10 protein-coding genes are annotated in these 11,806 nt (G+C 73.0%); 4 read left to right on the plus strand and 6 right to left on the minus strand.

The genetic code is table 11. The features are described 5' to 3' along the window. Positions 1-223: 223 nt before the first annotated feature. Both ACFXB5_RS48850 and ACFXB5_RS48855 read left to right on the plus strand, forming a co-directional pair. Positions 224-688, plus strand: a complete 465-nt coding sequence (locus ACFXB5_RS48850; protein ID WP_385221296.1) for a MerR family transcriptional regulator — start codon at positions 224-226, stop codon at positions 686-688. Beyond that, on the plus strand, positions 685-1,716 hold the full coding sequence (locus ACFXB5_RS48855) for an aldo/keto reductase (RefSeq protein WP_385221299.1): 1,032 nt from the start codon (positions 685-687) through the stop codon (positions 1,714-1,716). Before ACFXB5_RS48850 ends, ACFXB5_RS48855 begins: the two co-directional genes overlap by 4 nt. A 241-nt stretch (positions 1,717-1,957) precedes the next feature. Here ACFXB5_RS48855 and ACFXB5_RS48860 read toward each other — a convergent pair whose 3' ends face one another. The 6 genes from ACFXB5_RS48860 to ACFXB5_RS48885 form a co-directional block, all read right to left on the minus strand. Continuing rightward, entirely contained in the window at positions 1,958-3,169 is a 1,212-nt protein-coding gene (locus ACFXB5_RS48860) for an alpha/beta hydrolase (protein WP_385221302.1), read from the minus strand. Between the two features lie 186 nt (positions 3,170-3,355). Further along, a complete protein-coding gene (locus ACFXB5_RS48865) occupies positions 3,356-4,033 on the minus strand; it encodes a response regulator transcription factor (protein WP_037959518.1) in 678 nt (225 codons plus the stop codon). Next, positions 4,030-5,403 (minus strand): sensor histidine kinase, encoded by a 1,374-nt coding sequence (locus ACFXB5_RS48870; RefSeq protein ID WP_385221305.1) that lies wholly within the window; start codon positions 5,401-5,403, stop codon positions 4,030-4,032. Before ACFXB5_RS48870 ends, ACFXB5_RS48865 begins: the two co-directional genes overlap by 4 nt. Further along, a complete protein-coding gene (locus ACFXB5_RS48875) occupies positions 5,404-6,402 on the minus strand; it encodes a DUF4429 domain-containing protein (RefSeq protein WP_385221307.1) in 999 nt (332 codons plus the stop codon). An 85-nt stretch (positions 6,403-6,487) separates the two neighbouring features. After that, a complete protein-coding gene (locus ACFXB5_RS48880; protein ID WP_385221309.1) occupies positions 6,488-7,693 on the minus strand; it encodes an alpha/beta hydrolase in 1,206 nt (401 codons plus the stop codon). Positions 7,694-7,793: 100 nt separating this feature from the next. Next, positions 7,794-8,459, minus strand: coding sequence for a TetR family transcriptional regulator (locus ACFXB5_RS48885; RefSeq protein WP_385221312.1), 666 nt, complete (start codon positions 8,457-8,459; stop codon positions 7,794-7,796). Between the two features lie 127 nt (positions 8,460-8,586). Here ACFXB5_RS48885 and ACFXB5_RS48890 point away from each other — a divergent pair, with 127 nt between their 5' ends. Beyond that, positions 8,587-10,188, plus strand: coding sequence for an MFS transporter (locus ACFXB5_RS48890; protein WP_385221315.1), 1,602 nt, complete (start codon positions 8,587-8,589; stop codon positions 10,186-10,188). A 126-nt stretch (positions 10,189-10,314) separates the two neighbouring features. Then, a complete protein-coding gene (locus ACFXB5_RS48895) occupies positions 10,315-10,686 on the plus strand; it encodes a peptidase inhibitor family I36 protein (protein WP_385221318.1) in 372 nt (123 codons plus the stop codon). Positions 10,687-11,806: the final 1,120 nt, after the last annotated feature.

Here is an 11,806-nt window from a genome sequence, read left to right on the forward strand (position 1 = left end):
GCCGCCGTGCCCCTGGGGTGCGTCCGGCCGGCGGCCGGGGGGGGGCCCCGCCGCGCGGCGGAGCCGCGTATCGATGCTGCGGGAAGGGGCGGGGAGGGGAACAGCCCGCCGCAGGCGCCAAGGTTCTCCCAAATCTCCGCTTGCTTGGAGTGCACTCCAAGTCAATAGCGTTGAAGACGTCGACGAGGTGTGCGGATCCGCGACCTGCGAGAGGTGAATCGGCATGACCGTAATGGAGAGCGCCCCCGTGAAGGCGCGGAAGAACTGCGCGGGGAGAGTCGGCCACCCCCGGCCCACCGGGCAGGACCGGTACTCGATCAGCGAGGTCGCCGCCCACACCGGGCTGACGGCACACACCCTGCGCTGGTACGAGCGGATCGGGCTGATGCCGCATGTGGACCGGACCCACACCGGCCAGCGCCGCTTCACCAACCGCGACCTGGACTGGCTCGACCTCGTCGGCAAGCTGCGGCTGACCGGGATGCCGGTCGCGGACATGGTCCGCTACGCCGAGCTGGTGCGGGAGGGCGAGCACACCTTCGCCGAGCGCGAGAAGCTGCTCACCGCGCACCGCGAGAACGTGCGGGAGCGGATCGCCGAGCTCCAGAGCACGCTCGAAGTCCTCGACTTCAAGATCGATGTCTACGCTGACGCCCGGAGGGTGTCGGAGAGGTTGGACCCCGTATGAGCGACAGCACCACCGAGACCATCGCGACCGTCGGCCTGGGGACCGGCGGACCCGAGGTCGGCGTCCAGGGCCTGGGCTGCATGGGCATGAGCTGGGCCTACGGACCGACCCACGACGAGGCGGAGGCGCGGGCCACGCTGGAGCGGGCCCTGGAGCTGGGTGTCACGCTCTTCGACACCGCCGATGTCTACGGCTTCGGGCGGAACGAGGAGTTCATCTCCCCCTTCGTCCGGGCCAACCGGGACCGGATCACCCTGGCCACCAAGTTCGCCATCGAGCGCGACGAGAGCGATCCGTACGGCCGCCAGCGGATACGCAACGACCGCCCGTACATCCGCCAGGCCGTCGAGGGCAGCCTGCGCCGCCTCGGGGTGGACCACATCGACCTGTACTACATGCACCGGCGCAACCCCGAGGTGCCGCTGGAGGAGAGCGTCGGCGCCATGGCCGAGCTGGTGGCCGAGGGGAAGGTCAAGCACCTCGGGCTGAGCGAGGTCACGGCGAACGAGCTGCGCGCGGCGCACGCGGTGCACCCCATCGCGGCGCTGCAGTCGGAGTGGTCGCTGTTCAGCCGCGACATCGAGGAGAGCGTGGTGGCGGCCGCCCGCGAGCTGGGCGTCGCCCTCGTGCCGTACTCGCCGCTCGGCCGCGGCTTCCTCACCGGCTCCTTCGTCCAGGCCGAGCAGGAGCTGGGCGAGGACGACTTCCGCCGCCGTCAGCCCCGCTTCACCGGCGACAACGCGGCCGCCAACGCCGCGCTGCTGGAGCCGCTGCGGAAGATCGCCGAGGTGCGCGGGGCCACGCTCGCCCAGATCGCGCTGGCCTGGGTGCAACAGCAGGCCCAGGTGCACGGGCTCGCCGTGGTGCCGATCCCCGGCACCCGCACCCGCGCCCGGATCGAGCAGAACACCGGCGCGACCCGGATCGAGCTGACCGCGGACGAGCTGGCCGAGCTGGAGCCGATCGCCGGACAGGTGGCGGGCACCCGCTACGCCGATATGAGCGCGACCAGCGCGGGCCGGGAGTAGCCTGCGGCGCCGGGCCGCGGTGGGGGAGGCCACCGGTGCGCGGTGCCACCGGTGCGCGGTGCCACCGATGCGCGGTGTCGTCCGGTGCCTGGCGCGACCGGTCGGATGCGCCGGGCGGGCGGCCGGGGCGTGGCGGGCGGTCGCCGTGTCGATGGCGGGCGTCGGGCCGTAGCGCGGGGCGCCAGGGCTCGGAGGGTGGCCGACGGCACCCGGCACCACCGGATGCCGGGCCGGGCGGCGGTCAGCTGAGGCCCTGGCGGCAGTCCGGCCCCGTGCCCGGACCGCCGCCGTCCTCCCCCGCGCACCGCACCCCGTCGAAGTCCCCCAGCGCGATCCGCGAGAAGTTGCGCAGTGAGTCCGTCCCCGGCGCGAAGTAGCCGGTGTGCCCGTGGGCGCTCTCGGAGGAGACCACCCGGGCGCCGAAGGACGGATCGGTCGGGTCGTCGCCATGGCCCAGGCCCAGGAAGTCATAGCCGGTCACCCGGCGGATCCAGTCGGTGCGGTCGCGCGCCGCCCAGACCCGGGCCCCGGTGCGCAAGGCATCGGCGCTGTCCGCGCGCATCCCCGGGCTGCCCAGCACCACCAGGTCGGAGACGCGGGCGCGGTCCATCGCGGAGGCGGCGAGACCGCAGACCACCGAGCCGTAGCTGTGGCAGAAGACGGCGGGCGGGGCGTCGGCGGTGGCCGCGGTGGTCACGGCGAGCCCGGCGAGAAACCGGTCCAGGCGGGGCGCGCCCGCCTCGGCCAGCCGGCTGGTGGCGGCGTCCGGGCCCAGCCCGACCGGGGTGGTGTAGCCGACCCAGGCGATGACGGCGGTCGGGGTCGTGGGCGCGTCCTCGGCCATCCGCGCCCGCAACGACCGGGCCATTCCGGCCGGGGTGCCGTACGGGTCGCCCGTGCGGTCGAAGTCGTCCAGGTCGATGTCCGAGCCGGGCACGATCACGGCCGTGCGGCGGGCCGCCGCCAGGTCCCCGTACACCTCCGCCACCTGGCCGCGCCCGCGCGGATCGAAGGCGAGGATCTGGCGGCCGGGTTCCAGCAGCGTCGCGTACCGCTCGGCGAGCGGGCTCTTCGGGTCGGCCTTCCGCTCCTTGCGCCAGGCGGCCCGGATCGCCCGGGTGTTGGCCTCGTACCGCAGGCTCAGCGGCGCCCCGTCCAGATTGCCCACCACCTCGGGGTGCCGGATGACCAGCGCCTTCCGCTGGACCTCGGTGAGCCGGTCGAAGAACCGGGCGATCCCGGCGGGCGAGACGGTGGCCGGATCGGGCAGCTCGCGCCCGGCCCCGCCCAGCGAATGGTCCGCCAGCCACGCGGCGGTCCCCGGCGGCGGCCCGGTGATGGCCTGCTCCTCGTGGGCCACCGTCCAGCCGGCCGTCCCCGCCATGACGGTGATGGTGAGCGCCGCGGTGATCAGGCGTCGTGCGTAGTGCCTGGTGCGTAGCGTCTGGGACATGGCGGCGGCTTTCCCTCTTCCGTCAGCGGTTCCGTCGGTGGTTCCGCGAGTGGTCGCGTCAGCGGTTCCGTCGGTGGTTCCGTCGGTGGCGGAGGGAAAGGTAGAGAGGTGTCGGGTGGCGGTACGTCAACCCCCGGTGCCAAGTGGGATGTCATACCCCAGTAGGGGGTGGCCGCTCGGCCGGGGTCACTGTCCCGGTGTCACCAGGCCCGACTCATACGCGAAGATCACCGCCTGGGCGCGGTCGCGCAGCCCCAGCTTCGCCAGCACCCGGCCGATGTGCGTCTTCACCGTCTGCTCCGCGAGCACCAGCGACTCGGCGATCTCCTGGTTGGACAGACCACGGGCGATCAGCTCCAGCACCTCGGTCTCCCGCGGCGTCAGCCCGCTGCGCCGCAGGGCCGGGCCGTCGCGGCGCGGGGCGGGGCGCTGACGGGCGAAGTCGGCGATCAGCCGACGGGTGACGGAGGGGGCGAGCAGCGCCTCGCCCGCCGCCACCACCCGGACCGCGGAGATCAGATCGGCCGGCGGGGCGTCCTTCAGCAGAAAGCCGCTGGCCCCGGCGCGCAGCGCCTCGTAGACGTAGTCGTCCACGTCGAAGGTGGTGAGCATCAGGACCTTGGGCCGGTGGGTGACCCCGCGCGGCGGGTCCAGCAGCTGCCGGGCCGCCTCGAGCCCGTCCATCTCGGGCATCCGCACGTCCATCAGCACCACATCGGGGTGGCTGCGGCGGCTGACCTGCACGCCCTCCCGCCCGTCCGGCGCCTCGCCGACGACGTCGATATCGCTCTGCGCGGCGAGCAGGGCGGCGAACCCCGCCCGCACCATCGCCTGGTCGTCGACGATGATCACCTTGATGGTCATTCCGGGTCCGTCTCTTCGAGGTCTACCAGGGGGAGGCGGGCCGCGACGCGGAAGCCGCCGTCGGGCAGCGGGCCGGTGTCGAGCATGCCGCCGACCAGCCGTACGCGCTCGACCATGCCGACGAGGCCGTGGCCGGTGCCGCTGGTCTCCAGGGGCTTGGTGGGCGCGCTGTCGGGCGGGCCGTTGACCACCAGCAGGGTCAGCGCCGAGCCGCCCTCGGCGGAGATGGCCACGCGGGTGGCGGCGCCCGGCGCGTGCCGCACCACATTGGCCAGCGCCTCCTGCACGATGCGGTACGCGGACAGCCCCACGGCCTGGGGCAGCGGTTCGAGCTCGGCCACGTCGTCCGCGATCGTCAGCGTGGTCGGTATCCCGGCCCGTACCGTCGCCTCGACCAGCTGCGGCACCTGCCGCAGCCCCGGCTGCGGGGCCCGCTCCCCGCGGGTCTCCTCGCTGCGCAACACGCCCAGCAGCCGCCGCATTTCGGCGAGCGACTCGCGGGCGGTGGCGGCGATGGTGGAGAACTCCCGCTCCGCCTCGGACGGCAGACCGCCGATCCGGTACGGGGCGCTGTCCGCCTGCACGGTGATCACCGACATGTGGTGGGCGACCACATCGTGCAGCTCACGGGCGATCCGGGTGCGTTCCTCCAGCAGGGTGCGATGGGCCCGTTCGGCCTCGCTGATCGTCTCCTGCTCGGCCAGCCGCCGCTGGGCGTCCCCGCGCTCGCGCAGTGCCCCGGCGACGAGCAGCACCACGCCGCTGAGCACGAACAGCACCACATTGCTGCCGTTGCTCTTGTCCGGGAAGGCCATGCCGAGCGCCAGCCCGGCAGTGCCGGTGAGCAGCCACACCGCCACCAGGGTGCGGCGCGGTTCGCGCAGCGCGAGGGCGAGCAGCAGGAAGAGATAGCCGATGATGGCGCCCGGCAGCCAGGGCCACACCCGGTTCTCGAGGTGGTCCGCGGTGCCGAGCACCACCAGGGCGCAGACCAGGTCGGAGAGGAAGACGATCCACCACGCCTGCAGGGGGCGGGTGACGGACAGCAGCAGCGGGGTGCCCTGGACGATCCCGAGCAGCGTGGCGACGCCGCCGCCCACCCCGTAGTCGTTGGTGAGCATCTGGGCCGTGGTGGGGACCAGGATCGTGGTGAGGACCATCGCCACGCCGTACGGCACCCTGCGCAGCCAGCTCCTGGGCGACTGGGCGAACAGCGGCGTCGCCGGATAGCTGGGGGTCACCAGGCCCCGGGCGAGGCCGCCCGCCTGCCGCCGGGCGGCCTTGGGCAGGCTCTCATGCGCGGTGGAGGAGGCGGCGGTCGATGAGGCGCCGGCCGCCTCGCCGGCCGCTGCGGAGGAGGGACCGGACACTTACAGCTCCGCCAGCAGCTCTGCCTTCTTCGCGCTGAACTCGTCGTCGGTCAGCAGCCCGGCCGTGTGCAGCTCGCCCAGGTGACGGATGCGCTCGGCGATGTCGGCGGGGTCGCGGCGCGGGGCGGTGGCCCGGTTCGGGGCCGGGGCGCCCTCGGCGCACGGCACGGGGGAGGAGGCCCGTATCGCCTCCAGGACGGCCGCGGCGAACGGCAGCGACTGGTGGACGAGGCCGTAGCCCATCCCGAACACGACGGCCGCCGGGTCCCGGTCGGGGCGGTCGGCGGGCTGGTCCTCGGTGGAGCGCCGCAGCAGCCGCAGATAGCCGTGGCCACCGCCCTTGGGGGTGACCCTGCCGGTGCCGTTCCTGGCCGTGCCGTCCTTGACGGAGCCCCCTTTGGCGGCACCGGCCTTGGCGGAGCCCTCCTTGGGGACGGTGCCCGCCGAGCCGCGGCTCTCCGGCGAACGCCACTCCACACCGGTGAGTTCGTCGATCCGGAAGCGCTGGTCCCCGACCTTCCACTTCTCCGAGGAGGCGCCGGTCCAGAACCAGCGGAAGGAGATGTCCTTGCCGTCGAAGGACGCCTTGCCGTCGTACGCCTTGAAGGACAGCGGCGGCGCGGGCGCGGTCACCAGATGCGCCTCGGCCGCGGTGTCCGCCTCGGGGCCGAGGGACTCGCGTATCCGCTCGGCGTAGTAGTCGGCGAGGGTCTCCCGCTCGGCCGGCAGCACCAGGCGGTACGGGTCGTACGCCTCCTTGAGCTGGCCGCCGGCGGCGTCCATCAACGGGTCGGCGCCCGGTCTGGGCAGGGCGCGCAGCACCACCGTTCCGCGTTTGCCCACGGCGAGCTCCACCCCGGACAGCGCCTCGAAGGGGATGCGGCGTTCGCCGAGCGCCTGAAGCAGCTTCGGCGTGCGGATCCCCCGTTCGAAGCGGATGAGCATGGAGTCGGTGTCGAACTCCCAGACGGTCTGAAAACCGGCCAGCACATCACCCATGCGGCTCATCGTATGCGGCGGTGGCCCGCCCGTCCCCCTTTGAGGCTACGCGCGTCACTAGAGTTTCCAGTGTTTATGCCGGGCGTCAGCGCAGTCCCGCGGTGCAGTCGTCGCCGTCGCCGCAGCTCACGGACTGGACAGCACCGATTCCCACCCGCGCGAAGTTGTCCAGGCTGGTCGTGCCCGGTTCGAAGTATCCGGCGTGTCCATCCGCCCCGTCCGCGGCCAGTACCCGGGCGCCGAAGCCGGAGGAGACCGGGTCCGCGCCGTGGCCGAGCCCGCCGAACTCCAGATGCGGAATGTCCTCGATCCAGTCGCCGGAGTCGCGCATCGCCCACACCCGGGCGCTGGTCCCCAGATCGGAGACATGGCCGGCGCGCATCCCGGGGCTGCCGGCCACCGCGATATCGGTGACCTTGGGCGGCAGATCGCGGGCGGCGACCCCGCACACCACCGAGCCGTAGCTGTGGCACATCAGCGACACCCGGGAGAGCGCGGGCAGCGCGTTCACCAGCGCGCGCAGCCGCACCGCGCCCTGGGCGGCCAGCTTCCCGGTGGCCGCGTCCATGCCGATCCCGGCCGGGGTGGTGTAGTCGGCCCAGGCGATGACGGCCGTCTTGGTGTCAGGGGCGTCGGTCCGCTCGTTGTCGTAGAGCGCGCGGGCCATTCCGACCGTGGCGGTGTACGGGCGCCCGGTCTTCTGGAAGGTCAGGATGTCGGTGTCCACGCCCGGCACCACGATCGAGACCCGGTTGGCGTGGGCGAGGTCGCCGAAGACCTCGGCGGCCCGGCCGGCGCCCGAGGGGTCGAAGGCGAAGATCTGCCGCCCGGCGCCCAGCAGGTCCTCGTAGCGGTGCATCCGGCGTGTCGCGTCCGAGCGGCCCATCGGGGTGAGCCGGGGGTCGTGCATCCGCTTGCGCTCATCGGCGCGCGCCTTGAACAGGGCGACGCGGTTGGCGCGGTAGCGCAGGGCCACCGGCGCGCCGTTGAGATTGCCCACGGCCAGCGGGTAGCGCCGCACCACCCGGTCGGTCTGGGCCTTGGTGAGCGAGTCGAACCAGCGGCCGAGGATGCGCGGTGAGCCGTACGGGTCGGGCAGCGCGCGGCCGCCGAGCGATCCGTGGCGCCAGGCGTTCATCGACGCGGAGACCGCGTCCGGGGCTCCTCTGTGGCTCCGTACGGCCGTCCAGCCGGTCGTGGTGAGGAGGACGAAGACCACCGCCAGCGCGAGCAGGGCGCGCCAGGCGGTGGAACCGGGGGAGGGGGAGCCGAGCTCCGAGAAGGAAGTCACCGCGGGACACCCTAGGAGAAGCGTGGCGTCGCGTGCCAAATCCCGTGATTCATATCACGTTTGAAAGCGGGAATGCCTGGGAGCTATGCCGGGATTAGTGCTATTTATCCCATTTCTCCGCGAGGGTGGGACCCACGTAATCAAGATGGAACGCGGTGAGGTCTCGCAATGTGACGACGCTGTCCTCCTCACCCTCGGTCCACAGCTTCCCGGCCACCCGGATCACCCCGCCGAACATCGCGACCACCAGCCGCGGCCGCGGATCGGCGTCGATGTCCAGCCCCTCGCGGCGGGCGATCTCGCGCGCCAGCCGCTCCTCCATCTCCGCGGTGCGGCGCAGATGGACCGCGAGCAGGCTCGGCGTGGACTCGATCACCCGGTACATCCGCATATGGAGCTCGGGCGGCACCAGCTGCTCGATGGCCTCCCCGATGGTCCCCCAGGCGTCGAGGATCGCGCCGCGCAGCGCGGCCAGCGGCGCCTCGCCCGCGGGGCGTTCGCACAGCGCGGCGAAGAAGTGGCACTCGGCCGACTCCTGGCTCGCGAAGGCGACCTCTTCCTTGTTGGCGAAGTACCGGAAGAAGGTGCGCTGGGAGACCTCGACCGCCTCGGCGATCTCGTCGACCGTAGTCCGCTCGTATCCCTGACGGGTGAACAACTCCAGTGCGGAGCGCACCAGGGCGCTTCGCGTCCGCCGCTTCTTGCGCTCGCGCAGCCCGGCCGGTGGTGGCGTCGTCGTGCCCGCCACTGACTCGTCCGTTGTCACCTATCGGCTCGCTTTCTACCGGTGTGGGGCCGCGTCGCGGCTGCTCAGGATACCTGTGACCAAAACGTCAGTTACCGGCGGATGAATCGGTTTGTCAATTGTCAGACGCTGACATTAGCCTCCGGTCATGACCTCTTCGACCACCGTCGCCGAACCGGCGCCGGAACCTCCCATAGCCGTTCCCCCGAAGGGGCTTCGGGGTCATCCATGGCTGACGCTTCTCACCGTCGCCCTCGGCGTGACGATGGTCGCCCTCGACGGCACGATCGTCGCCATCGCCAACCCGGCCATCCAGAAGGACCTCGGCGCCTCGCTCGCCGATGTGCAGTGGATCACCAATGGCTATCTGCTGGCCCTCGCCGTCGCGCTGATCACGGCGGGCAAGCTGGGTGACCGCTTCGGCCACCGGCAGACCTTCCTCATCGGCGTGGTCGGCTTCGCCATCTCCTCCGCCGCCATCGGCATCTCCGGCGAAGTGTCGCTCGTCGTGGCGTTCCGGGTGCTGCAGGGCCTGTGCGGCGCGCTGCTGATGCCCGCGGCGCTCGGCCTGCTGCGCGCCACCTTCCCCGCCGAGAAGCTCAACATGGCCATCGGCATCTGGGGCGCGGTGATCGGCGCCTCCACCGCCGCCGGGCCCATCGTCGGCGGGCTCCTTGTCGAGCACGTCAACTGGCAGTCCGTCTTCTTCATCAACGCGCCCGTCGGCGTGCTGGCCGTGGTCCTCGGTCTGCTGCTCCTGGTGGACCACCGCGCCGAGAAGGCCCCACGGTCCTTCGACATCCCCGGCATCGTGCTGCTGTCCGGTGCGATGTTCTGCCTCATCTGGGCACTCATCAACGCCGCCGACTGGCACTGGACCGACCAGCGCACGCTGCTCTTCCTGGGCCTGGCGGCGGTCTGCTTCGGCGTCTTCGTCTTCTGGGAGAACCGGACGGCGGAGCCGCTGCTGCCGCTCAGCATGTTCCGCTCGGTGCCGCTGAGCGCGGGCACCGTGCTGATGCTGCTGATGGCCTTCGGCTTCATGGGCGGGCTGTTCTTCGTCACCTTCTATCTGCAGAACGTGCACGGGATGAGCCCCGTCGACAGCGGGCTGCACCTGCTGCCGCTCACCGCGATGATGATCGTCGCCTCGCCGCTGGCCGGTGCGCTGATCACCAAGTTCGGGCCGCGGACGCCGCTGGTCGGCGCCATGGCGATCACCGCCGTCGCGATGTTCGGCCTCTCCCAACTGGACGCGGACAGCGGCGGCCTCGAGATGGCCGTGTGGTTCGCCCTGCTCGGCCTCGGCCTCGGGCCGGTCATGGTCGGCGCCACCGAGGTCATCGTCGGCAACGCCCCGATCCAGCACGCCGGTGTCGCCGGCGGCCTCCAGCAGGCCGCGATGCAGGTCGGCGGCAGCCTCGGCACGGCCGTCCTGGGCGCGGTCATGGCGGGCCGGGTGGACAGCACGCTGCCGGAGAAGTGGGCCGGTGCCGGGCTGCCGCCGATGCCCGAGGGCGCGGAGTCCAAGGCGTCGGACGCCGTCGAGGTCGGCATCGCCCCGGTCCCCAAGGGCACTCCGCCGGAGATCGCGGGCAAGATCACGGCCGTCGCGCATGACACCTTCGTGTCAGGGATGGGGCTCGCGTTCACGGTGGCCGCCGTCGTCTCGGTGGTCGCGGCCCTGGTCGCGGCCTTCACCAAGCGCGGTGAGAACGCGGACGCGTCCGGAGGCGCCGTCCACATCTGACCCCTCGCGGTCAACCCCCTATCAGGGTGGACCTTGATCGACCCCATGGTGGCGAACGGGAGCCGGCGACAGGCTGGCTCCCGTTCTCGTTCTTCGCACTCTTTTCACACGGGGAGCCAATCCACCATGCGCAAGATCATTACGGCCGCCGTCTCGGCGCTGGCCCTCACCGCCACCCTCGCCCCGGCCGCCGCGGCGGCCCGGCCCGCCCCACCGCGACTGGGGAACTGCGCCGCCGGGCAGCTGTGCCTGTGGCGGAGCGGCGGCTTCACGGGGGCGCGCCAGACCCATGAACTGGCCGACGTCGACATCGAAAGCTGCGTCCCCCTGCCGTCCGGCACCACCGCCGCGTCCCTGGCGAACCGCACGGGCCGCCCGGTGACGGCCTATCAGAGCCGCGAATGCGCCGAGACGGCCGAGTTCCACACCTACCCCACCGGCACCTGGGCCCCCGAAACCCCGTACCAGGTCCGCGCCTTCAAAATCTGGGAACGCTGACCGGCGGTCCTGGGCCCACACCGGATCCCGCCGCTTGGGTGCGTGGCCGGGATGTTCCCCGACCCGCCCCTTCCCGAACCAGGGGCACCGCCCCTGGACCCCGGACACCCTCCGGACATGTTCTCGAGCGTCCCGCCGGACGGCAGCGGGTGGCCTCGCGCCGTCCGTGGGACGGCCGATCCGGCCGGCTCCGCCGCCATCGGAGCCGGCGGAAGTGCCAGGCTCGGCGCCTAAGCCGGGCGCCCGGGCTCGGCGTCCGGGCCTGGCGTCCGGACCCGACGCCGGGGGGCCGGGACTCGGTTCCTGGAGGTCCGGTTCCTGGAGGTCCGGCAGTCCGGGTCCGACGCCCGGGGTCCGGGTCCGGGGCCTGTGGGTCTGTGGGTCTGTGGGTCTGGGAGTCCGGGGCGGAGCCCCTGGACACCGGGGCGGGAGGGCGGGGGCGGCGCCTGGGCGGGGAGCACCAAGCCCGACCCGGGCCCGACGCCCGAGACCCGGGCTCCGGGGGGTTCGGGTCCGCGGTCTGGGCTTCGGGCGTTCGGGTCCGCGGTCTGGGGTCCGGTCTCCGGTCTCCGGGCTCCGGGCTCCGGGCTCCGGGCTTCGGGGGTTCGGGTCCGCGGTCTGGGCTTCGGGGGTTCGGGTCCGCGGTCTGGGCTCCGGGGGTTCGGGTCCGCGGTCCGCGGTCTGGGCTCCGGGGGTTCGGGTCCGCGGTCTGGGGTCCGGGGTCTGGGGGTTCGGGTCCGCGGGTCTGGGGTCCGGGGTCCGGGGGTTTGGGTCCGCGGGTCTGGGGCCCGGGGTCTGGGGTCCGCGGTCTGGGGTCCGGGGGCTGGGGGGTTCGGGTCCGCAGGTCCGCGGGTCCGCGGGTCTGGGGTCCACGGTCCGGGATCCGTGGTCTGGGGGCCGGGCCCGGGGGTCTGGGATCCCGGGGCCGACGTCCGAGGTCGGGGGTTCGGGATCCGGGATCCAGGGTCCGGGGCGGAGCCCCTGGGCCCTGCGGTGGGAGGGCGGGGGCGCCGCGCCCCCGCCCTTCAGATACCTGGCGCGGGGGGGGGCGCCCCCCCCCGGCGGGGGTGAGGGGCGCGCGCCGCCCCCGGGGGGGGGGGGGGGGGGGTGGTGTGAAAAA

The sequence above is a fragment of the Streptomyces sp. NPDC059455 genome, assembly GCF_042750115.1.
GTDB lineage: Bacteria > Actinomycetota > Actinomycetes > Streptomycetales > Streptomycetaceae > Streptomyces > Streptomyces endocoffeicus.

Coding starts and splice junctions, on each gene's coding strand:
- ACFXB5_RS48850 (WP_385221296.1), top strand. CDS start 224: ATGACCGTAATGGAGAGCGCCCCCGTGAAGGCGCGGAAGAACTGCGCG.
- ACFXB5_RS48855 (WP_385221299.1), top strand. CDS start 685: ATGAGCGACAGCACCACCGAGACCATCGCGACCGTCGGCCTGGGGACC.
- ACFXB5_RS48860 (WP_385221302.1), bottom strand. CDS start 3,169: ATGTCCCAGACGCTACGCACCAGGCACTACGCACGACGCCTGATCACC.
- ACFXB5_RS48865 (WP_037959518.1), bottom strand. CDS start 4,033: ATGACCATCAAGGTGATCATCGTCGACGACCAGGCGATGGTGCGGGCG.
- ACFXB5_RS48875 (WP_385221307.1), bottom strand. CDS start 6,402: ATGGGTGATGTGCTGGCCGGTTTTCAGACCGTCTGGGAGTTCGACACC.
- ACFXB5_RS48890 (WP_385221315.1), top strand. CDS start 8,587: ATGACCTCTTCGACCACCGTCGCCGAACCGGCGCCGGAACCTCCCATA.
- ACFXB5_RS48895 (WP_385221318.1), top strand. CDS start 10,315: ATGCGCAAGATCATTACGGCCGCCGTCTCGGCGCTGGCCCTCACCGCC.